At 43.0% G+C, this 23389-nt stretch carries 22 protein-coding genes and 1 other annotated feature; of the genes, 3 read left to right on the forward strand and 19 right to left on the reverse strand.

The window, feature by feature from the left end; genetic code table 11:
- Positions 1–21: 21 nt before the first annotated feature.
- The 5 genes from E4K68_RS05195 to E4K68_RS05215 form a co-directional block, all read right to left on the reverse strand.
- Positions 22–1149 (reverse strand): M20/M25/M40 family metallo-hydrolase, encoded by a 1128-nt coding sequence (locus tag E4K68_RS05195; protein WP_135377823.1) that lies wholly within the window; start codon positions 1147–1149, stop codon positions 22–24.
- A 63-nt stretch (positions 1150–1212) separates the two neighbouring features.
- The gene (locus E4K68_RS05200) at positions 1213–1554 is read right to left on the reverse strand and encodes an HIT family protein (protein ID WP_135377825.1); all 342 of its coding nucleotides are present in this window, start codon (positions 1552–1554) and stop codon (positions 1213–1215) included.
- Positions 1555–1619: 65 nt separating this feature from the next.
- The gene (locus tag E4K68_RS05205) at positions 1620–2171 is read right to left on the reverse strand and encodes a chromate transporter (protein ID WP_135377826.1); all 552 of its coding nucleotides are present in this window, start codon (positions 2169–2171) and stop codon (positions 1620–1622) included.
- A 63-nt stretch (positions 2172–2234) separates the two neighbouring features.
- The gene (locus E4K68_RS05210) at positions 2235–2762 is read right to left on the reverse strand and encodes a chromate transporter (protein WP_135377828.1); all 528 of its coding nucleotides are present in this window, start codon (positions 2760–2762) and stop codon (positions 2235–2237) included.
- 58 nt (positions 2763–2820) lie between these two features.
- Complete coding sequence (locus tag E4K68_RS05215) at positions 2821–3078, reverse strand: PQ-loop domain-containing transporter (RefSeq protein ID WP_135377830.1); 258 nt, start codon at positions 3076–3078, stop codon at positions 2821–2823.
- A gap of 257 nt (positions 3079–3335) precedes the next feature.
- Here E4K68_RS05215 and E4K68_RS05225 point away from each other — a divergent pair, with 257 nt between their 5' ends.
- A complete protein-coding gene (locus E4K68_RS05225) occupies positions 3336–3524 on the forward strand; it encodes a hypothetical protein (protein WP_135377832.1) in 189 nt (62 codons plus the stop codon).
- 184 nt (positions 3525–3708) lie between these two features.
- Positions 3709–4266 (forward strand): manganese catalase family protein, encoded by a 558-nt coding sequence (locus tag E4K68_RS05230; RefSeq protein ID WP_135377834.1) that lies wholly within the window; start codon positions 3709–3711, stop codon positions 4264–4266.
- A gap of 124 nt (positions 4267–4390) precedes the next feature.
- Here E4K68_RS05230 and E4K68_RS05235 read toward each other — a convergent pair whose 3' ends face one another.
- Both E4K68_RS05235 and E4K68_RS05240 read right to left on the reverse strand, forming a co-directional pair.
- Positions 4391–5545 carry a bifunctional 3-deoxy-7-phosphoheptulonate synthase/chorismate mutase gene (locus E4K68_RS05235; protein WP_135377836.1) on the reverse strand — a complete coding sequence of 385 codons (1155 nt, stop codon included), beginning with the start codon at positions 5543–5545 and terminating at the stop codon, positions 4391–4393.
- A 53-nt stretch (positions 5546–5598) separates the two neighbouring features.
- Positions 5599–5990 (reverse strand) — a binding site (T-box leader).
- Between the two features lie 82 nt (positions 5991–6072).
- Positions 6073–6600, reverse strand: coding sequence for a nitroreductase family protein (locus E4K68_RS05240; protein ID WP_135377838.1), 528 nt, complete (start codon positions 6598–6600; stop codon positions 6073–6075).
- Between the two features lie 335 nt (positions 6601–6935).
- Here E4K68_RS05240 and E4K68_RS05245 point away from each other — a divergent pair, with 335 nt between their 5' ends.
- Entirely contained in the window at positions 6936–9539 is a 2604-nt protein-coding gene (locus E4K68_RS05245; RefSeq protein ID WP_135377840.1) for a PEP/pyruvate-binding domain-containing protein, read from the forward strand.
- Between the two features lie 119 nt (positions 9540–9658).
- Here the strand turns inward: E4K68_RS05245 and E4K68_RS05250 are convergent, their stop codons facing one another.
- The 12 genes from E4K68_RS05250 to E4K68_RS05310 all read right to left on the reverse strand — a co-directional run bounded on the left by E4K68_RS05250 (position 9659) and on the right by E4K68_RS05310 (position 23351).
- Positions 9659–10231: an ANTAR domain-containing protein gene (locus tag E4K68_RS05250; RefSeq protein WP_135377842.1), complete on the reverse strand. Its 573-nt coding sequence runs from the start codon at positions 10229–10231 to the stop codon at positions 9659–9661.
- Positions 10232–10263: 32 nt separating this feature from the next.
- Positions 10264–11592: a type I glutamate--ammonia ligase gene (glnA, locus tag E4K68_RS05255; protein WP_135377844.1), complete on the reverse strand. Its 1329-nt coding sequence runs from the start codon at positions 11590–11592 to the stop codon at positions 10264–10266.
- A 74-nt stretch (positions 11593–11666) separates the two neighbouring features.
- Positions 11667–12407 (reverse strand): hypothetical protein, encoded by a 741-nt coding sequence (locus E4K68_RS05260; protein WP_135377846.1) that lies wholly within the window; start codon positions 12405–12407, stop codon positions 11667–11669.
- 5 nt (positions 12408–12412) lie between these two features.
- The gene (locus E4K68_RS05265; protein ID WP_135377848.1) at positions 12413–13675 is read right to left on the reverse strand and encodes an FAD-dependent oxidoreductase; all 1263 of its coding nucleotides are present in this window, start codon (positions 13673–13675) and stop codon (positions 12413–12415) included.
- 4 nt (positions 13676–13679) lie between these two features.
- Positions 13680–14162, reverse strand: a complete 483-nt coding sequence (locus E4K68_RS05270; protein ID WP_135377849.1) for a 4Fe-4S dicluster domain-containing protein — start codon at positions 14160–14162, stop codon at positions 13680–13682.
- Between the two features lie 144 nt (positions 14163–14306).
- Positions 14307–15809: a glutamate synthase-related protein gene (locus tag E4K68_RS05275; protein ID WP_135377851.1), complete on the reverse strand. Its 1503-nt coding sequence runs from the start codon at positions 15807–15809 to the stop codon at positions 14307–14309.
- Positions 15772–16902, reverse strand: coding sequence for a glutamine amidotransferase family protein (locus E4K68_RS05280; protein ID WP_135377853.1), 1131 nt, complete (start codon positions 16900–16902; stop codon positions 15772–15774). Before E4K68_RS05280 ends, E4K68_RS05275 begins: the two co-directional genes overlap by 38 nt.
- A 341-nt stretch (positions 16903–17243) precedes the next feature.
- The gene (locus E4K68_RS05285; RefSeq protein ID WP_135377855.1) at positions 17244–17471 is read right to left on the reverse strand and encodes a hypothetical protein; all 228 of its coding nucleotides are present in this window, start codon (positions 17469–17471) and stop codon (positions 17244–17246) included.
- Positions 17472–17964: 493 nt separating this feature from the next.
- Positions 17965–18987 (reverse strand): hypothetical protein, encoded by a 1023-nt coding sequence (locus E4K68_RS05295; protein WP_135377857.1) that lies wholly within the window; start codon positions 18985–18987, stop codon positions 17965–17967.
- Positions 18988–19184: 197 nt separating this feature from the next.
- Positions 19185–20396, reverse strand: a complete 1212-nt coding sequence (gene mutY, locus E4K68_RS05300; protein WP_135377859.1) for an A/G-specific adenine glycosylase — start codon at positions 20394–20396, stop codon at positions 19185–19187.
- Positions 20397–20442: 46 nt separating this feature from the next.
- Complete coding sequence (locus E4K68_RS05305) at positions 20443–20868, reverse strand: EamA family transporter (protein ID WP_135377861.1); 426 nt, start codon at positions 20866–20868, stop codon at positions 20443–20445.
- A 107-nt stretch (positions 20869–20975) separates the two neighbouring features.
- Positions 20976–23351, reverse strand: coding sequence for an ATP-dependent DNA helicase (locus E4K68_RS05310; protein ID WP_135377863.1), 2376 nt, complete (start codon positions 23349–23351; stop codon positions 20976–20978).
- Positions 23352–23389 lie beyond the last annotated feature (38 nt).

Genomic DNA, 23389 nt, shown 5'->3' on the forward strand with positions numbered 1-23389 from the left:
GAAATTTAATTTCCATAACATTTATTTTTTAACCTTTGCTGCCGCCTTAATAATCTCTACCACATACTTGGCGGTCCTATAGAGATTTTCTTCTTTAATGAATTCCTCTGTTGTGTGAAACTTTTGCATTCCAGTTCCTAAAACAGCGCATGGTATACCATAAACATTATAAAAGTTCGCATCACTGCCCCCGCCTGTCGCCCCAAGCACTGCTTTTAAACCAGCATCTCTAGCCGCCTGTAGCGCAAGATCAACAACTTGTGATTCCTCCGCCAGGGTAAATGGGGCATATAACCTCTTTACGTTTATTTCAGCGATCGCTCCTGCTTCCTCAGCACAGCGCCTAAACGCATCACACATGTGAGCAGTTTGTTTTTCCAGCTTTCCTAAGTTCCGGCTTCTTGCTTCACAAGTGATTTCTACTTTCTCTGCCACAATATTTGTGGCTAGACCTCCTTGTATCGTTCCGATGTTGGAGGTTGTTTCCTCGTCAATTCGACCTAATTGAATGCTGGCCATCGCCTTAGCTGCCAGAACGATTGCGTTAATTCCAGCTTCTGGAGCAACTCCGGCATGGGCTGCTCTACCCTTAATTGTTACATTGATTCGATCTTGCCCAGGGGCAGCAACAATAATCGCTCCTGGCTCCCCGTCAGCATCCAAAACAAATCCCAGATCAGCCTTCAAATGAGTTATATCTAAATTCTTAGAACCATTTAGACCGCCTTCTTCGGCAACATTAAGAATAACCTGAATGTCCCCATGGGAAACTCCATGTTCCTGGATCGTTCTTAGTGCTTCCAGAATCGGTGCAATGCCCGAGATATCATCAGCCCCTAAGATTGTTGCACCAGCGGAGGTAATTAGCCCGTCTTGTAGTACTGGCTCAACATTGTGACAGGGTTCGACTGTGTCCATATGTGCCGAGAGCAATAAGACTGGTGCCTCAGGAAGGTCTCCTTTTAAGTAAGCAAAAACATTACCACAATTGCCGCCAATCACCTGACCAACTTCATCTTCTGTTACAAGCATGCCTATACTCGAAAGACGATTTTTGAGTAAATCCGCTATTTGTCGCTCATGTTTTGTAGGAGAATCGATTCTGGTCAGTTCGAAAAACTCAGCTAAAAGTCGTTCACGATTTATCATTTTTATCACCCTCTGCATTTAAGGTGCTTTCTCACCAGTATTGTTAACTAAGTTGGTCATTTTTCAGGAATGCCATCGCACTGATCCAGCATCTCCGTTGTAGCGTGGGATGACGTGGACATGCCAGTGAAAAATCGTCTGCCCAGCAGCAATTCCAACATTCGCTCCGATGTTGTAACCATCTGGGTGAAATCGATCGTCTAGTATTATCTTTACCCTTGTAAGGAGAGCCCCGACACTTGCCATCTCTTCCGGAGTTGCATCAAAAAGATTTGCAGCATGCCTTTTAGGAACAATCAAGACATGCCCGTCGCTGACTGGGTACTTGTCATAGAAGGCCCGAGTAAGATCATTTTCCGCCAAGATTTCTGTCTCCGGCAGCGTACAAAACACGCACTCGTTCATCGTTTCCCATCCTCCAGACTTGCACATACATTCCGAAAATTTCTTTATGCTTCTTAATTTATACCTTATTTTACTTCTTGCTTCTTAGTTCGTCCATATACAATCCAACCAAATAGCATGGAAACTACAATAATAATAGCCGGGTGAATATTAGTTAAATAGAGCAATGCCACAGTCACAACCGCAATTCCCCATGTACTGGTAGTCGGGAATGATTTTTTACCCATATCATAAGCGGTATCTGCAACAAGAACAACCACCACTGGGCGAACAGCCTCGAGCATCGCTTTAAGTTCTGGAGAGTTAGAATATTTCATAATGAGGCTACCTAAGAGAACAACAATGATTACTGTAGGAGCGACTGTTCCAATCAAAGCGGCTAAAGCTCCCAGCCAGCCAGCTTCTTTGTAGCCGATATAGGCCGCCATTTTCGTAGCAATTGGACCCGGTAGAGCATTCCCAATGGCTAAGGCATCCGCAAACTCTTCGTTATCCAGCCATTTATATCGATCGACTGCTTCAGCCTTAATCAGCGGAACAACAGCAGGTCCTCCACCAAAGCCAAGGTTCGAAGCACGGGTAAATGCAATAAATATATCCCAAATTTGCCTTAGCAAAAAAACCACCCCTTTTAAACGCTTTAGTTATGTAAGCAAATAGTGATTTCAAAGACGCTTATATTAGCGAAACACCAACAGCCCAAATGCCATAGATATTACAATAATTAAGGCGGGATGTAGCTTCAACCAATAAAACGAAACCACTGCAGCTAAAGCAATGCCCCAGGTTGTTAGGTTCGGAAAAGAGCCAATTCCCATATCGAAAGCAGTCTGGGCGATTAAGACTACGACGACAGGACGCACTCCCTTGAGCATTCCTTTTAGAGTTGTTGAATTCGAGTACTTCATCAAAAAACCAGTCAGCAAAATAACGGCGAGGGCAGTGGGTGCGATCGTACCAATTAGTGCAGCTAAAGCTCCTAACCATCCATCAATTTGATAACCGACATACCCGGCCAATTTCGTAGCGATCGGGCCCGGTAAAGCATTCCCAACGGCAAGCGCATCAGTGAACTGAGCGTTAGTCAACCAGTGATATCTCTCCACCACTTCGATTTTGATGAGAGGAATGACGGCTGGACCACCCCCAAAGCCAAGATTACTGGCCCTGGCAAAAGCAATTAGCAGATCCCAGAGTTGTGCAAACATTCATTTCATCTCCTATACTTTACATTTGTTTTATTTCATCAATAGCAGCGAATGCTGTTTATCCTTCAAATCTTCGATTCTTTATATATAAAACCAGATCAGTCGCTACCATTATCATATTTAATGCATAAAGATATATTACATTGTCAAAATTGTAGAAAAACTTATTCAATATCCCCGCAACATAGCCTAAAAGAATAACCACTAAAAACGATGCACTCTTTCCTCGGGAAGATTTTGATTTATATGACTTGTAAATAGACAATGGCCATGCTGCTCCAAAACATAGTAACATAATTATTTCGTAAATGCTCATTTAACACCTCCTTCTTCGATTATATACCTAATTTTCTCTAAAGAAAACTCATTTAAACCTTATCTTTTGAAACCAATTGCACTGCCCCTAAAATTTTCTGTAACCAGTACAACGACAAAGATTGCCTGACAATCCCCGCATGTCGAGAAGAATCTTAAGGGTTTCTTAAGGTTCGTATCTTATAATAGCATTATTCCCATACTATGGTTAAACACAAAAAAAATCGAAATGAAGATATTCGAAGGGGGATATGGTTTATGCGTTTCTCAACAGGATTAATGGATTCTTTATTCGGAGAAAAAATCACCCTCGAAGGACATGATGAAAAAGGAAATGTCGTTAAATGCAAAGTATCTAAGAAATGGCTTGAAGAGGCTCAAGGAGGCGGTGAAATCTCTGATCAGACGGAACAAGATAAGGATCATCTTGTTCATAATGTATATTAAACCTGAAAAGATTTAATAGCACAAAGTCAAAAACAATGGGGCTACAACAAACTCATTCTCTAGTCTGTTGCGGCCCCATTTTATAGTCAAGAATTTCATATGGACCCCAAATACTCCTTATAACAAAACATCGACTAATTCATATAATGAATTCAGGGATTTTATGTCTTGAGGAGGAATAGCCATGTTTAGTTATAGCAAGCCACTATTCTATCCAGTTCACGTTCAACATCCCGACCCGATGTTTGGCCAAGTATTACTTGAACACTATGGTGGAAAGGACAGTGAATATTCCGCCGCAACCCAGTACCTCAATCACCGTTCCAACATGAGTAACCGTCATCTTCGTGATCTTTTGGGACTCATAGCCGCCGAGGAAATGGGTCACATGGAAATGATCGCAATCGCAATTAACAAGTTAGGAGGGCCACCGCTACATTATGTTAATTCTCAGGGAATTCCATGGAATATAAGTTATGTCGATCAAAACTTAGACCCCATGGCGATGCTCCAAGCGGACGTTGAAGCTGAAGTCCGAGCACGAATTTTATACAATCAACACTTCATCATGACAAACGACCCCGGTCTCAAAAAGATGATCAGTTTCTTAGGGGGCAGAGAGGATGTTCACAAACACCTTTTCCAAAAAGCTCAAATGTTAATACAAAGCTCTGCACCACTAGAGCAATTTAATGAGTTAATTGTTTCATATAAAATGAGTTTCCAAACATTTACGTATTAAAAAGGAAAGATTAGATCAACAAATTTACATTCGCACAAAAGATTAATGGAGCCCTTATCAAGAGGGATTGAACTCTTGATAAGGGCTCTTTCAAATTTTTTATCACCTTCGCCTCATCTGTAAGTTATTTACTTACGAGAGGGCAAACATTCGGGAGATCTCGTTCTTTCTCTTCAACTAACTTTCGTTTAATTTGAGATTGGACTGAGAACTCGAAAATCAAAGGATAAATCATTTTTACTAATTCCGAAGGAAGTTTCAAATCATTACCAAGGTTCACCAAACGCTGAATAACTTCTTTTTCTCGATTGATATCTTTAACTCGATCCAGACGTTTTTGATCCGCTACCTTGCTCACTATTTTCATCCGAGTTGCAAGCCGTTCGATAATAGTTTGATCAATGCGGTCAATTTTGGCACGCAATGATTCAAGGGTGTCCCCCTCCTCTTGTCCGCCACAGCTGAAGACCCTATTCACCGATTCGGCGACTACATCAAGTTCTCTCGCTAGTTGGATAAACTCTTCAGGATGCAATGATTGAGGTCCATCGCTCACAGCCTCGGCTGGATTAGGGTGCATCTCAATCAGCAAACCATCCGCACCCGCAGCGAGTGCAGCCTTGGATAAAGATGCAATCAGATCTCTTCTGCCTGCTGCATGACTCGGGTCGACAATAATCGGCAGGTGCGAAAGCTCTTTGGCCACTCCAACGGCACTAAGATCTAAGGTGTTTCGAGTGCTGGGTTCATACGTGCGAATCCCACGTTCACAAAGGATCACTTGAGAGTTACCGGCTGATAAAATATATTCAGCCGCCAACAACCACTCTTCAATCGTAGCAGACAAGCCTCTTTTAAGGATTATCGGTTTGTTAATTTTACCTGCCAACTTCAGTAATTCGAAATTCTGCATATTGCGAGCACCAATTTGAATAATGTCGATTTCATCGACCACCAATTCCAAACTCGGAGCATCAATTACTTCGGTAACACAGAGCAGGCCCTGTTCTTTAGCGGCTTGGACCAAATAATTAAGCCCCTCTTTACCTAAGCCTTGGAAACTATATGGAGACGTACGCGGTTTAAAAACCCCACCGCGAAGGATTTTCCCTCCAGCTTTTTTTACTGTGTCGGCAGATTGACTCATTTGAATACTTGATTCTACAGCACAGGGTCCACCAATAAGGATAATATCTTTTCCTCCGATTGTTACCCCATTAACCTCAATCGCACGCGTACCTTTTTCAGAAGTAAGTCCTCCCAATATCAAATCTTTCATAATTAATTGCCTCCTTCAATTTATTCAATAAAAAAATCCACGGTACATCCCATATTAGGGACGAAAGCCGTGGACTTCCGCGTTACCACCCATTTTGGCCAAACTTGGCCCTCTCAACAAAGTACAGAAATATCAAGCCCGTATTTATCGAGTAGTAGTCTAGGTAAACAAAATCAAAAAACTCCTCATCCCTGAAGGGACGAGAAGTTCAATCTCGCGTTACCACCCGACTTTGGCCAAAGGGCCACTCGACAAAGGTACGGGAATAATATCCGATACCCCCTTCCTGTTAACGGTGAAGAACCGTCCTAGCCTACTTGATAACGTTCAGCCGGCAGCTCGGGAGGGAACTTCAGCTAATACCACACATAGAAGAGTTTTCAGTCGTGACTCTTCCTCCCTGAAAGGTAATAAATAGCGTACTTTTCTCCGTCTTCGCTTTTAATAATTAAGTTATTTAAATTATAACAGTATTAATTAATTTGTCAACCGGATATAACAGATGCTAAGAGATTTTACCGTACAAGTTAGTATGTTAAACCATACTTGTTCAAATGGACTTTATCAAATCTTAGGTTATTATCCGTGTGAGGTGATTTAGATTCATCTGGATACCCTATGGAAATAATCGCTACGACCTTTATATTGACCGGAATCTCCAAAACTTCTCGTACGTGTTGTTCTGCCGTCTCAGTTTCTGTGAACTGGCGCTCTCTAATTTGAATCCAACATGACCCTAATCCCATAGAATTAGCCGTCAAGTGTAGAATGGTGGCCGCAATAGAAGCATCCTCCACCCAGACATCGCTAATTGCAGAATCTGCGCAAACTACAATGCCTAAAGTGGCATTCTTCAAATGCCCCGCTCCTTTTTTTACTTTTGACAATTCTTTTAGGATTTCTGAATCCTCCACTACAATGAATTGCCAAGGTTGGAGCCCCTTAGATGACGGACTTAATAACGCTGCTTTCAGAAGCAGTTGTACTGTATCTTGATCTATCTTCGTAGATTGATACTTCCGAATACTCCGGCGCCTGTAAAGACTATCTAACATAGCTGTTTTTACCTCCTCATTACTATCCCATTATACGACTTTTGAAAGATCGCGTCACATTAGAATTTCCATAGATAAACTATCTGCTCACAAATACTCTTCAACCTTCATTCTCAATGTATACAAAATATTTATGATTGATCTATTGCATTGGAGTTTGTTCTTGCGATAAGATTCCAGTATACGCTGCCATACTTGACCTCACAATTTTGATGATATAAGCAAAGCAACGGCGCTTTGGAATTACTCGGAAACAAACGAGTTTTTCCAGTGCGCCGTTCTTTTATTGCACCTTATAAGAAATCCTTAACCATGAAATACGAGGAGGTATCATTATGGAACTCTCCCAAAAAGTGAGTACAGGTTTTAATACATTAGATCACGTGATTCAACATCTTAGAATGGGAGATAATGTTGTTTTTCAGGTTAAGGATATTGAGGTGTATAAAAGATTTGTCAATGCGTTTATTGAGCAAAAGACTAGTTCACATAGAAAGATTATTTATATTCGTTTTGCACAACATGCCCCGCTTATTGCAAATATAGCTACTGTAGAAATCTTTTCCGTTGATGCAGAGAATGGATTTGAGGAGTTTTGCTCTCAGATCCACGAGAAAATTACTCAAGAAGGGCGAGACGTTTTCTATATTTTTGATTGCTTATCTGAACTATTGGATCGTTGGGCTACAGATTCGATGATCGGAAATTTTTTCAAGGTCACCTGTCCCTATCTTTTTGAACTGAATACGATAGCCTATTTTGCGACCTACAAGAATCGTAACTCGTTCCATACCACAGCTGTGATTCGTGATACAACTCAGGTACTGTTTGATGTTTATGAAGCCAACGGCACGACCTATGTGCACCCTTTAAAAGTCTGGAATCGCTATACTTCTACTCTATTCTTGCCTCATGTTGTCCAAAATAATCAATTTACACCTGTTACCAGCAGTGGAGAAGTGGCTGCTCTTTATTCTCAATACGGAGAAGATGATGAAAACCCTGAACGGGACCTTGATTATTGGGACCGTCTATTTTTAAAGGCTGGAGAACTCCTCTCCTCCTCAGCAAATTTAACTCAAGTTAAAGAACGCATTCATCAATTATCCAGGATATTCTTGACCCGCGATGAGCGAATTCTCAAACTAATTCATGAACATTTTTCCCTCCAAGATATCTTGTCCATTAAGTCACGTTTGATTGGCTCTGGGTTTATCGGTGGCAAAGCGGTAGGGATGTTACTCGCTCGAAAGATTTTAATCCAAGCGTCTGAAACATGGAAAGATATCCTAGAGCCTCATGATTCATTTTATATTGGGTCAGATGTCTTTTACTCCTTTCTTGTCGACAATAATTTGTGGAAACTTAAGATGGAACAACGCAGAGCACCAAAATACTATTTCGAAAAGGCCTCTTCACTTCGGGATAAAATACTCCAAGGACAGTTTAGCGACGTAATAAAATGCAAATTTATTAGAATGCTGGAGTATTTCGGCCAGTCCCCGATTATTGTGCGGTCTAGTAGTCTTTTAGAAGATGGGTTCGGCAATGCCTTTCCGGGCAAATACGAAAGTATTTTCTGTATCAACCAGGGTACCCTCGAAGAAAGGTACCAGCTCTTTGCGGAGGCTGTTCGACAAGTCTTTGCCAGTACATTAAGTGAAGAAGCGCTAACCTATCGTGAAAAGCATGGCTTAACCAGTACGGAAGAACAAATGGCTCTTCTCGTACAAAGAGTGTCCGGATCCAATAAACAGGACTATTTCTTTCCTGATGTTGCCGGGGTGGGTTTTTCTTACAACACCTACATTTGGGATACTCAAATGAATCCAAACGCAGGAATGGTACGGCTTGTTATCGGATTGGGTACAAGAGCCGTCAACAGGCTCGAAGGGGACTATGCTAGGATTGCTGCTTTAGACCGCCCCCTCTCTATACCCTGTGATGGACTTCAAAGTTTTAAAGCCTTTTCACAGCAGAAAATGGACGTACTCAACATCCAAAACAATAGTCAAGAGTGCCTTTCGATTCAAGATTTATTAGATCAACAAGTCGATTTGCATCAAGCAATGATTGCTGAACGAGACTTTAAAACTGAACAAAGGATGAAACAACTTGGCCTGAGCTGTAAGGAATCCTGGGTTTTTAGTTTTAACCCGTTATTTTCTAAAACAGATCTTTCTCAAACCTTTTCTAAACTTCTCAATACATTAGAGGCAGCCTATTGCCATCCTATCGATATTGAATTCACTGTAAACTTCGGAAGCAATGGTCATTATATAATTAACCTATTACAATGTAGACCCTTACAGGTTCAGGGTCCCAAAGAACGGGTTGAGTTCCCTCACGAATTCCCACTGAATCAAATCCTTTTTAAGAGCAATGGTAATTTCATGGGGGGAAATGTTTACACGACAATTCACAAAGTCATCATAGTAGACCCAGATGCCTATAACCTACTTAGCCAATCAGAGAAATACGAGGTTGCTAGAACCGTGGGGAGGCTCAATAAGCAAATTCATAAAGAGAGCACCAAAGCACTTCTCCTTGGTCCCGGAAGATGGGGATCACGCATTCCCTCTTTAGGTGTACCCGTTGCTTTTGCAGAGATAGATCGCATTTCAATTCTAGGCGAGATCGGATACCGTCACTCTGGGTTTTTTCCCGATGTATCGTTTGGAACCCATTTTTTCCAGGACATGATTGAAAGTGAGATATTCTACCTTGCACTCTTTCCCGAAAAGCAAGATACCCTCTATCAATTAGATTTGCTGGAGAACATCGCTCAGAGATTTCTTACCCTCCCTACAGAAATGTCCCAGCTTCAAGAAGTTGTAAAAGTGTATGACTTTGAACCTGGGAAATATAGTTTACAATTGATTTCAGATATTAACAAACAAGAGATTCAATGCTTTTATCGTTCAAATGGCATTTCTTAAGGCTAGACGGGGAACAGAATTTGGATTTTTCCAAGTTCTGTTCAAAAAAAGGATTATACACCTCTGTAGTGGTGTATAATCCTTTTTTTGAACTGTTACTAAGTCTCCATAACCCTGTTTTATTCATACTTCTTGATGATCTCTTCCGCGACTATGACTTGGGAAATTCGCAAGTCCATGGCCCTTTTTTGAATGAGGCGAAAGGCTTGTGGCTCGCTCATATTTAACTTTTCCACAAGGGTCCATTTGGCTTGTTCAAGGATCTTCCGCTCATCGATCCGCTTCTTTAGGGTATCACGCTCATTTTTTAATTGTGTCATCGAATTCCGTACTGAAAGTGCAAAACGTGCAGTTTGAAGCAATGTTAAGCGGTTGATTGGTTTAGGAAGAATCAAAGCACCTACTTTTTCAAGGCTAAATTGCATATTAAGCAAATGCTCGGGCCTTGCGATCACCACGATTCCAGCGGACGTTTTATCATGGGTATCAAAAACCAAATCCGTTCCCTGTTCATCGGGTAGCGGAGTGCTTATAATAACCAAATCCAGTAGGGTGTTGAAAAAATTTCGACGCGCCTCATTGGCTGAATGAGCGCAGTTTACCGGATAAAAACCTTCTTTGATGAGCATGGTCTGCATGCTGCTCGCGACTTCAGCCTTCCCACAGACGATAAGAACACTCCCTGCGCTCACTACAATCACCCCTTTGAGCAGGGTAACCTCATTTAATAGGTTTTGAGATACTTTTCAATCTCCCAGGAATGAATCGAGTTATCGTAGGCTTCCCATTCCAAAGTCTTTGCTGCTAAGTATTTATTAAACGTATGCTCACCAAGAGTCGAATGAATCAAGGGGTCTTTCTTCATCTCTTCAAGCGCTAAGAAAAGGTTTGAGGGTAGCCTCTCGAGTTTAAGGTCTTTCTCCTGTTCTGACGTTAAGTTGTAAATATTAACATTAATCGGATCAGCCAGTGGTAAATGATTTTTTAATCCCTCAAGCCCAGCCTCTAAGACTAACGCTAAGGTCAAATAAGGATTACAGGTCGGATCCGGACTTCTGAGTTCAAGCCTTGTTGCTTCTCCCCGGGGTGCAGGGACGCGAAGCAAGGGACTTCGGTTCATATGAGACCATGCGATATGCACCGGGGCTTCAAAACCTGATTTTAATCGTTTATAGGAATTCACGAGGGGATTGGCGATGGCCGTAATTCCTTTGATATGACTCAACAACCCTGCCGTAAAATGCTTGGCAGTTTCCGATATATCATTTTCAATCTCGTCCTGTTTAAAGAGGTTGATCCCATTTCGGGTTAGAGACATATTGATATGCATCCCCGAACCATTGACACCGGGAAGCGGCTTGGGCATAAAGGTCGCATGAAGACCATTGCGCTGCGCAATGCTCTTGACAACCATTTTAAAGGTCATAATATTATCAGCCGCAGTAAGAGCATCCGTATATTTGAAATCGATTTCATGCTGCCCCGCCGCTGTTTCATGATGCGACGCTTCGATTTCAAACCCCATTTCTTCTAAAATCATACAAATCTCACGACGGGTGTTTTCCCCTTGGTCGATGGGAGCCAGATCGCAATAACTAGCTGAATCATGGGTAATCGTCGTTGGCTGACCTTCGTCATCGTTGTAAAACAAAAAGAACTCACATTCTGGGCCGACTTGGAAAGTATAGCCCAGGTCTTCTGCCTTTTTCAACGTTCGTTTCAGTATAAAACGGGGATCCCCCTCAAATTGCGATCCGTCATGGTTTTTAATATCGCAAATAAGTCTAACGACCTTGCCCTGCTGTGGCCTCCAGGGAATGATCGCGAAAGTATCGGGATCCGGAAAAAGAAACATGTCGGACGCTTCAACACCTGTGAATCCTGCAACGGCTGAGCCATCAAACATGACTCCGTTTTCGAAAGCATTGGCAAGCTGTTTATCAGTAATCGCTATGTTTTTCATTCTGCCGGAAATATCCGTAAACTGCAAACGAATAAAGCGAACATCATTTTCCCTTACAAACTTCAGACAATCTTCTTTTGAAAAATGCAATTGGGTACTCTCCTTTCTTATTAGCTCATTATATCCTGGAATGAGTCCCATATGAAGGCATAGTTCATGAGTGCTTACCAGCCACAATAAAGATTGCCATAGGGTCTTTTATTATAAGGGATCAACTTGGAAAAGGGTTTAGCAAGAATCTCCTCAGTATTTCCGCCAAAATATTCAACATAGTCTTTAACATAGTGCTCAAGCTTTTCTTCATCATCCTGCGATAGTTCAACTACTTTGACTTCTTTGCCCAGTTTGTGATCTTCCACTTCACCGCGGATATACATGATTCCCCCATGCATCCCTGTACCGCAATAAGAGCCCACAATTTCTTCATGCTCTTCAAGTCCTAGACCAAGAACGACAATCACTCCACCGGCCATATATTCCCCTAAGAAATCTCCTACTTTTCCTCCCAGGATAATCGTTGGAATCTTCTCTTGATATTCCTTCATATGAATTCCAACCCGATATCCACCGTTATCCCGAATGAAGATTTTTCCACCCCGCATAGCATACCCTACAGTATCTCCTGAACTGCCATGAACCACGATTTTCCCGTCATTCATAGTGTTCCCAATACTGTCTTGAGTATTTCCTTCAACATAAAGTTCTAAGCCATTCATATAGGCGGCCATATCATTCCCAGGGGTTCCTTTTAATGTCAAACGTGCTTTACCAGTGATTCCATCCCCAATGTAGCGTTGTCCGTTCACATTTTTAACCACGATATCTTCAGAGCCAGCCGCAAGTTCTTCACGAATCTTGCTGTTCAGTTGCCTATAATAGAGCCCTTTAGCATTGAGTACAATCATCTGTTTCACTTCCTTAGGGTAAGTCTTTGGCTGCGCAGTTCCTGTGGAAAATGGATATATCCAAAATCATCTTTCAAAAGATGCTCTTGAAAAGATGTTACATCGACTTCTTGGTCCATGAGTCCCGTGAGAATTCCTGCCCGATCCATGGTATTTAAAGCAATATACCCAACAAGCTTTCCCGCACGCAAAACAATCTTTTTATAGCTTTGCTTGGCCTGATCTTCTTGGATATATTCTTGGAAATCAGGGGCATTCGGTTTGATAATACCTGCTGTGAGCATCGGAAGGTCAAAAAAACCGATGGCATTCATAGCAAATCCGCCCAGGTATTCGGAGCTTCCTCCAGCCATATTCACCCCTGCAGTAAATCCCTGCTTATAGGCATTTGGCAGAATCGGCAACACACGGTTCTCTTGATAGATTTTATCATATCCTTCGGAGACATCGCCCGCTGCGTAGACATCGTCTACACTCGTTGCCATCTGTGGGCTAATCACAATACCCTGATTCAACTTGATTTTCGTCTCCCGGACAAGATCCAGATTTGGTCTGACCCCAATTGCCAGGATAACCCGATCACAGTCTAATTCTTCTCCGTTCTGCAAGCGAACACCAGTTACCTTGCCATTCTCACCCAAGATCTGGGCTACTGTATTATTTAATTGGAATTTCACGCCTTGTTCCTCGAGATGATTCTGAACGATTTGAGCCGATGCTTCATCAAGAATAGCGCTTAAAATGCGGTTTGAGAGTTCAGCAATCGTCACAGTGGCTTCTCTCTTAACCAAGGCCTCAGTTGCCTTGAGGCCGATGAGCCCCGCTCCGATCACTACAACTCTAATTCCAGGGAAAAGTTCTTTTTCTAATGCTTTCACATCATCCCAGGTTAAAAAGGTGGAAACCCCAGAATACTCTCTGCCCGGGATGGGGGGAACGATGGGTTTTCCGCCGGTTGCAACTAACAAACGATCATACTGAACCTTCTCCCCCGAAGAAAGTTCGACATTCTTCTCTTCAAGCTTTAAGGCTTGAACCTCAGTCCCGAGATGAACATCCACTTGTAGGCGTTCATAAAAATCGGGATCTCGATAATACATCTTTTCTGGCGTTACTTTACCCGAAAGATAATAGGAAATAAGAGGACGGGAATAGGCCGGATAAGGCTCTTTCGAAAAAAGCGCGATTTTCCCTTCACGATCAACACTACGAATTCCTTCTACCGCGCCAACTGCTGCAGCGGAATTTCCGATGATCACATAATCCATGCTACTACTCCTCCTCTCCTAAAATACTATCCATAAACTGGAGTGCACGATTAGGACAATTCTGAACGCAAACCGGCACACTGGGCGCATCCAAGTCATCTGCTCCGCTAGAACAAAGGTCACATTTTGAGGCAACTTTGTGCCCTTGATTATCTCGCCGAATCGCACCGAACGGACACGCAAGAATACAGGTCCAACACCCCACACATCGGTCTTCATCATTACGTACAATTCCCGTAACCAAATCTTTCTGCATGGCTCCAGTGATACATGCCTTGGTACACGGTGCTTCATCACAATGCCGACATTGTAACGCAAACGAAATTGATAAATTGTCTTCGACCAAAATTCTCGGTACGGGCTTCGTCTTCTGCTTTAAATAGGCTTTGACAATGTCCTTCGGATACTCTGAATGGGCCGCTGCACAATACACTTCACAAAGTTTACAGCCCACACACACTTCTTCTCGGGCATAAACACGTTTCATCGGAAATCCTCACTTCCTCTCTCCTGAGCTTGGCAAACTGCTTGCTCTCCGTCCAAACAAAATCAGTCTACCTGAGCTGTCCTAGCTATCTCATTTATCCGCACAATCCCAATTATTTCAGCTTTCTCAAACTACCTGTTTTATCTACTCACCCGCAGCCAGGACTCCCAAAATATTTAACTCACGATCCGATAATCCGATTCCCCGAAGCATCAATCGATTTCCTCGTAAGCTCTCAATGGCGTTAATACCCATACCACCGAGGAGTTCTTTAACCTCATGCTCCCAAGCCCTAATTAGATTCGTGACTCTTTCTGCGCCAATCTCGGGATTCAAGCGTTTGACCAACTCAGGCCTTTGTGTTGCAATCCCCCAATTACATTTTCCGGTATAACATTTCTGGCACATATGACAGCCGAGGGCCAGAACAGCTGCACTAGCAACATAGACAGCATCGGCGCCCAACGCAATCGCCTTGACAATATCCGAGCTATTCCGGATACTTCCCCCGACAACGAGTGACACCTGATTCCGAATTCCTTCTTCGCGTAGACGTGTATCTACTGCGGCTAAAGCGAGTTCAATCGGAATTCCAACCGAGTCTCGAGTCCGAAGCGGTGCTGCCCCAGTTCCTCCACGAAAACCGTCAATGGCAATGATATCGGCACCTGCCCGGGCAATCCCGGAAGCAATCGCGGAGACATTATGCACAGCGGCGATCTTTACAATGACAGGCTTCTCATAATTTGTGGCTTCCTTTAAGGAGAAAATAAGTTGGGTCAAATCCTCGATAGAATAGATGTCATGATGGGGTGCTGGTGAAATCGCATCCGAGCGTTCTGGAATCATACGAGTGCGCGATACTTCCACTCCGACTTTCTCTCCTGGTAAATGTCCACCGATTCCAGGTTTAGCACCTTGCCCTATTTTTATTTCGATAGCTACACCCGCATTCAAATACTTTGTATGAACACCAAAGCGACCGGATGCAACTTGAACAATCGTATTCTTACCATATCGGTAAAGGTCTTCATGAAGGCCTCCCTCCCCGGTATTATATAAAATACCCAGGGTTTCTGCCGCTTGAGCTAAGGACTTAGCCACATTAAGACTAACAGAACCGAAGGACATCGCCGAGAACATGATCGGGACTTCCAGCTCAAGCTGAGGTGGCAGTGGCTCAACAAGCTTACCATTTTCTACTTGAATTCGCTCGGGTTTCCGACCCAAAAAGGTTTTCAGCTCCATGGGTTCTCTGAGTGGGTCAATGGAGGGGTTCGTCACTTGACTGGCGTTGAGCAGCAAATGGTCCCAATAGATTGGGTAAGGGCGATCCGTCCCCATCCCTGTCAGCAAAATTCCTCCAGTTTCCGCTTGCCTATAGATTGCTTTCATCGTGCTCGGTGTCCAATTAGCATTCTCACGAAATTCAAGTGGAAACTTCCGAATGGAGAGCGCATGGGTGGGACACATAGTCACACACCGATGACAATTTACACACTGGATGTCATCTGAGACGACTTTTTCTTCTTCTGCATCCCAGCGATGAGCCTCATTAGCACATTGCCTTACACATACCTGGCAGTTAATGCAACGATCTTTATTTCGTTCAATAAGAAAGTCCGGCATATTCATACTGAGTGCCATACCCTTGTTCTCCCTTCTTTTCGAGTGTCGCGATTACAGGTTCTCCACCACGGGGGGCCCAGATCTTTTCAGGATCAGGACAGATTTCCCGGATGGCTGACTCTTCAGAAGCAAGATAGAGGAAATCCCCTTTCGTTGCCGCGACCATCGATCGTAATTTTAGTCGGTCATTGAGTGCGATCAAACCTTGGCTTGATCCTAGAATAATGGAAAAAGGTCCGTTCATTAATAAATTCCCATACATGGAGCGCACAGCCTTGAAAAGAACTTGTTTCTCTGGACTCATTCGTTCTATGTCTTTCCAAAACGGCGCCGCTAGGGTCGCAATCGCCACATCCATCGGTAACTTCTGCTTTCGGACTAGAAAGTCAAAAGCATACGTAATCGCTTCAGTGTCAGTTTGCATGGATAGTTTATAGCCATACATCTCTAAAAAGCGTCGGTTTGCGCCGTAAGATGAAATTTCACCGTTATGCACGATGGACCAGTCAAGCAGGGTGAAAGGATGTGCTCCACCCCACCACCCTGGGGTATTGGTCGGGAATCGTCCATGCGCCGTCCAGCTATATCCTTGATAGTTCTCTAGGCAAAAATACTCTCCGATATCCTCAGGGTATCCCACCCCTTTAAAGGCTCCCATATTTTTTCCGCTTGAAACAACAAACGCTCCCTTAAATTCAGAGTTAATAAACATTACACTCCGCACAATGAACTCGTCCTCATTTTCCTCTTCCAACAAAAAGTTGGGTTTAGGTCGGACAAAATAACGCCATGCTAAAGGAGGGTTTTTAATGCCTCGAGTTTTCCGTGTTGGGATTTCACCGCTTTCTGCAACATGGAAAAAGCGATTGAGATAATCCTCTGTTTGTTCTTTTCCCTCTGTCCCTTCATAGTACAGATGAAAAGCATAGTAGTCTGCATACTCTGGATAAATACCATAGGCGGCAAATCCTCCACCTAAGCCATTAGAACGGTCATGCATCAAGGCAATCGACTGAATTATATCTTCTCCGGAAAAAACCTGTCCGCTGCGATTGATAATCCCACTGATCGCACACCCGGACGGAATCCGAACTTCACCTTCTCTAAGCATCTCTGTCTCTCCTTTCGTCTTAACACAAAAAACTCGTTTATGAATTTTTGGGCAATCTCTCCCGCATAACTACATCACTATGGTTATGCAAATCCACCCAAGTACCTCTTATTCCCCTTTCACTAAAGAAAATGAAAAAGGCGTCCTTAAAAAGATGCACTTATATCAAGTACAAAATTCTAATGAGCGCCTTTGCTCTATTCATTATTAGTTCGTACATTTAAAGTAACATAAAGACTAGCTTACATTCAACTGTTTTATACCATGTATACAATATTTAAATTTAAATCTCCATTTTATGAAGAGAATTATAATCAAACAATACCAATCCATGTCCTTCTTTATAACCTCGGGGCAACTGGTTCAGCCTCTAAAGATAATGTAGCCAAAACACCCCCTTCAATTCCTAAGGCAAATTCTATTAAGGCATGGCGTTGCTTACGGCTAACATTACCTTGCTTTAAACGTATTAAATTTTCTGGCTGCAAGTAGTCGATTCCATAAATAATATGGAGACAGTTTCTCCCTCGGACCTTGATCGCGGGTTGAATTGAACTTTTGAAACACATCCCGGTAAACCTCAATACTTTTCAACTTTCTCCCAAGCTTCTCAATTCAGGAGCTTACATCCCAACCGTTTTGTTCCGCTTGCTTTAGTCTTTCTAGGACTTTTTCGCGATCCATTAATCAGTGCTCAATATGCCCATGTCTCTGAAGCACCCTCTCATCAAAATAATAGAAGCATCCCCAGATCGGAACGGGCGAAATAAAACCATCCTGTAGACTTGGCTTTGAATCTTCTATCTGAGGCTCCAACGGTTGTAATGATTCTACAGATTCCTCACAATGCTTCACCGGAACAAGATCACTTCCGTTTCCGTGAAAACCGTATGGGTTAAACGAACACGATACCCCTTTAAAATTCGATCATATGAATTTCGGGGATTCTTCGCTAGGAGATACGATAAGACTTTGCCCCTACTCCAGTCGCTTTGATTGCTAACTGCATGCAAAAAACTCCTTGTCACCTTTCACTTTCGTTTAGTTATTGCCAAAAGAATCTCATTTCTTCTTCAGATTGTACCACGGTCGTTTCGGCAACTCATCGGGAACATCACTTGAGTTTCGTTCACTATAAATACTAAAGGGATCCAATTCACTAATCCTATTAATAAATTGCTCGTTAAAGGAATAGGGAAAAATGCTTAAACTAGAGTCACTGTCTCCAGGGAGATCTTCTACATAAAATTCGGTCGTAACTAACCCTTCCTGACTTATCATTTCAACCGTAACAAGAACTCCGTTTGGGTATTTTCCTTCCTCCTTCAACGAATAAACAGGATACCAACAATAATCATCACCCAGTAGTTTGAATTTATTTGGTTCAAGTTTCTTAAACTTTTCCATGCAATACTCAAAGTTTTTCAACCTATCTCCCATCGTTTGTCGAATCCATTCTTCATCGGAGTTTAAAACAGATAGGTTAATTCTTATATTCTTAAATGGCAAGGGAAATCCGAGATAGATCGTCGATTGGACTATTCTCAGACAGGACGTAATAGCTGCAAGGGTAATTATACTTAAGCCAATATTTATTTGATCAGCATCAATAATCTCAAGAACCGTAGGCAATCTTCCCACTTTGCTCGTACTTTTGAGATCACCCAGAATTTTAATGACAAAGTACAAAACGAATAAAACGGTAACCAGCAAACCTCCCATCAAAAAAAACTGCTCTAAGAGAGACCTGTCTATAACAAAATGATTAAAGGCAAGTGTAATCCAGATAAGGGCACAAAAAACTAGCGCAATTTGAGCAAAACCAATGATGATTTTAGAAAACTCCTGTTTCTCATTGATGATTTGTTCGTAGAGAATGTATTTCCGAAACACCTCTTTCCCTATTGCGCCTTTTTCTAGGAACAAATCTTTTTTATAAGGTAATGCGGCAAGACTCCATAATATTTCTCGACTCCGCTGAACATTATGTTGGCTATTCATCGATATGAAAATCGACATAAGTCCTACCAACGATAAAATTCCCGATGTAAAACTTAATAAAATCGATAGTGTTCCGCCCGTCATGAACCGTTCCCCTTTAAAGCAAATAAGATGACTAGAAAAGAAGATTTATAGCTCATTTAGCATAACCATTGAGAAATTATCTACTCATAACTCTCTTTCGAACTACAAGTAACCCCTACATCCGTTTTGCGAACATAGGGGTCTCAGCTCTATAACTCGGGGTCAAGGAAGTTAACATTAAAACTAGAGTCCGGACCCTAGTCGGGGTTATGCTGACCGGAATGAAGAAATTCGACGATAGCTGTAAAAGCCACTGGGAGTGGGATCACGCTTAAGTCCTGTAGTGAAACCCAGCACTTCTTCTCTTCGGTGGGATAGATTTCTTTCGGATCAAATCCATAGTCCTTGCCAGATTCCTTTAACCAAGAAACATCAATCTGTTCCAGCACTGGTAGATCGACAATTGCCCAGATAATTTTCCATCGTCGGTGGCTAAAGGTGTACCAGACTGGTCCGTGCAGTGTTAATCCCTGCTCAAATTGTTCTCTCAATCGCTCGTCATATGTCCGTTCGGGTACCGCCTTTTGGAAAAAGCCTTGGCATTCCTCGTAGGCAATCACAGGAAGACTCTCTTTCAAGCTATGATCCTGATTCAATTCCACACCTGGAAACTCCCACAGATTGGCCAGTAGACCTTGGTCAGGACGTCTTTGTAAGTATACCTGGTTTCCTCGACGTAGAACAAAAGTCAAACGAGTAACCTCTTGGCGTTGGGGCTTGGGCTTTTTCACAGGATAACGGAGAAAGTCGCCCTGTAAATACCCCTCACAAACTTGGGCCAGCGGACAATCATCACAGTCCGGTTTCGTGGGCGTACAAACAATAGCCCCCAGTTCCATCAAAGCCTGATTAAAGTTTCCTGGCTGAAGAGCCGGTTGCCATACTATTAAGTGATCATTAAAGTGACGATAACTGCGAACCGTCTCAACTGGCTCTGGCCAAGCTAATAGACGAGACACCACTCGTAAGACATTACCATCTATTGCCGCAACTCCTTGCCCAAACGCAATACTAGCTACGGCTCCAGCTGTATACTTTCCGATCCCCGGAACTCGTAGAAGAGAATCGTAATTCTCAGGCATCTTTCCTCCACACTGATTGCAAATATAGCGGGCGCCTTCCCACATTCGTCGGGCTCTAGAATAATATCCTAGCCCACTCCAAACAGTTAGGACATCCTCAAGACTTGCGTTGGCGAGTTTTTCCACGCAGGGAAAGCGATGCATAAATCGTTCATAGTAGGGGATGACCGTCTTCACCTGAGTTTGTTGAAGCATGACCTCAGATACCCAGATCGCGTAAGGATTTCCGGTTCTCCGCCAAGGCAGATCTCTCTTTTCTATTTTATACCATTCTAGTAAGAGGGACGAAAGATAGTGATCAACGGCGATATCATTTGCTACATTCATTACGAATTTTCTCCTATGCCATTAGTTAATGTTATAACAAGAGTTTCTATTTATTGATCAGTATCAAGCCTATCACACAAAACACAACGCCAAATATTTGATTGACCGCAAATCCCTCTTTGTAAAACAATATCCCCACGGGGATAAGCATCAGTGCCAGAATAATATTAGCAACTAGAGACCCTACACTAATGTTCCAGCCTGCCCTATATGCAAGCAGATATCCCAATTCAAGACCCATAATCGCCACCCCAAGGGCCACACTCGTCCAATTCAACTCGTTAAACGATTGCAGAAATCCTTTATCCGTTTTGTAAAAAAGAGCTACTATAAACGTCAAAATCGCTGCGGTCAAATAAGTGATTAACAAGGCTGAAAAAGGATTAGCATTCTGGGGCGTCGACTTTTGGCACACATTATAAACGATGTTCGATGCAACAATCAGTACTATGGGAAACACATACATAAACATTTATTAACCTCACTTCTTACCCGGGCTGGGCCCCACGCCTGTGCATTGGCTGATACCTGTGGTTTAACCCTAAAATTTTCAATCTTTACATGGTTCTGGATGGCCCCCTAGGTTTCAGCCCAGAAGCCCCTGATAGTTTTACGAATACCATCGGCATTCGCTACATAGCTCATCTTTTTCCATTCTTCTGGAAACAATTTCTTATACGAAGATTGAGCAAAACGTTCATCAATGAGCAACACTATTCCTCGGTCTTTTTCTGTACGAATGACTCGTCCGACAGCCTGCAGAACCTTATTAAGACCGGGGTACACATATGCAAATTCAAAACCCTGCCGACTTGCTGTTTCGTGATAGGAACGAATAATCTCTCGTTCTATGCTAATCTGGGGCAATCCGACGCCGACAATCACCGCTCCCGAGAGTCGATCCCCTATCAGATCGATCCCTTCGCCAAAAATCCCACCCATTAAGGCAAAGCCAACCAAGGTTTGCTTGGGATTAGTGGCAAAGTTAGCCAAGAATTCTTCTCGTTCCCCCTCCTCCATTCCTGGAGTTTGACAAATCACGCTGACCTCTGTGTTTTGTTCCCTAAACCTCAAATAGACCTCGTGCAGATAACTATAAGAAGGAAAATAAACGAGATAGTTTCCTTCTCTGTGGATAACGGCCGAAGCAATCGCTTCGGCGACAAGGTCGTAGGAAGTACCACGCTGCTTATACTTCGTGGAAATGCGATTGTGAATAAGCAAACAAAGATTTTCTGGGGAAAATGGAGACGCCAGTTTTAGTTTATATGACGTTTCTTCCCCGCCTAAAACGTTCATAAAGTATTCCATTGGACTCAAGGTCGCCGAAAATATTACTGCCGCCCTCCCCCTTCCCAAGGCTTCCTTTAGCCGTACGGAAGGGTCAAGACAAAAGAGCTTCACTCGCAAATCATCCCGAGATGGCTGTAAAAAGGTAACATACTTTTCATCATAGCTGTCTGCGGTACGGATAAAGCTCAACGCCTGGAAATAGTGTTCAATCAGTTGTTCCCGCCAAGCAAACGGTTGCTCGTTTGTTTTCAGGAAATACTCGGCTTCCTTAACGAAATTTCTCAAAGCCTGGATCAGCTTAGTTGGAGGCTCTTTCTCCACAAGTTCTCCGCTTCCCTCTACTTCAGTACAGCGTTTTTTCTCCTTAACTAAGGCAGAGTTTACTTTGGTCAAACTTTTCGTCAGCCTTGGGTCGTCCACCTTCGTTAGTCGCTTCAATCCCAACCAAGACTCCTTGCCAAGCTCGGCTGAAAACATATCCCGCGCCCGATCTACCAAGTTGTGGGCTTCATCCACCAAAAAGGTGTACTCTCCCCCCTCGAGGAAAAAACGCCTTAAGTAAACCCGAGGGTCAAACACATAATTATAATCGCAAATGACCACGTCCGCCCAATTTGCCATTTCCAATGAGAATTCAAAGGGACAAATAGAATGCTTACGCGCGTATTCCTCAATCACTTGTCGCGTCCAGGCTTCCTCTCCAAACACATCCTCTACTGCTGCTCTCACTCGATCGTAATACCCTCGAGCAAAAAGACAATCCTCAGGTAGGCATGTCGCTTCCGGGAGAAAACAAAGTTTTCGTTTGGCCGTTAAGGTCAACCGTTTAATCTCGAGCCGTTGCGCTTGCAAGTTCATCAAAGCCTTTTCGGCAACTGTGCGGGTGATGGTTTTCGCCGTGAGATAGAAGATCTGCACTGTAAACCCTTCAGCCATGGCTTTTAGTGCAGGATACAACGTGCCCATGGTCTTCCCAATACCCGTAGGAGCTTGGGCGAATAGTTTCTGACTTTCTTTGATCGTCTGATAAACGGCTACCGCCAATTCACGTTGTCCTGGTCGATATGTGCCGAAGGGAAATTGTGTCCTACGAATACTAGCATCTCTGCGCAATTCCCATTCTTGCAGTCGACTTGCCCAGGTCAGATAACGTTCCACTAAATTAACGAAAAACTTCGAAAGCTCAGGCCAAGAAAACTTCCTCGTGAATTTCTTGATCTGAGCTGTATCAAGCTGAAAATAGGTGAGTTGAGCCTCCACCGTTGTTATGCCTTCTTGCACAGCATACATAAAGGCGTAACACTGTGCCTGGGCCCAATGCAACTCGTTGAATGACTCATCAATAAGATCTAAATCCAGCGAGGTAGTTTTAATCTCATCAATACAGGCACCCGATTCCTTCATGATAATACCATCGGCACGGCCCTTGATTTCTAAGCAAAGGGTTTCGCTTATGCCACTTGGACGTTGCGCTTCCTGATTAGGGTAGACGTAACTTAGTGTTACTTCCGGCACATACTCCGCTCCGTTTAATTTCTGGACATGTTGATGAGCTCTAATCCCCTCTTGGGCACGTGAAGCCCCAATGGAACCTGGTTGTAGATCCCCGTACCTAAGCACAAATTCGACGAGATTACGTACCGATACCTTAATCGTTGTCACTGTTCATAATATCCTTCCCAATAAAAAATTACCCTTTG

It is taken from the genome of Desulfosporosinus sp. Sb-LF (assembly GCF_004766055.1).
GTDB lineage: Bacteria > Bacillota > Desulfitobacteriia > Desulfitobacteriales > Desulfitobacteriaceae > Desulfosporosinus.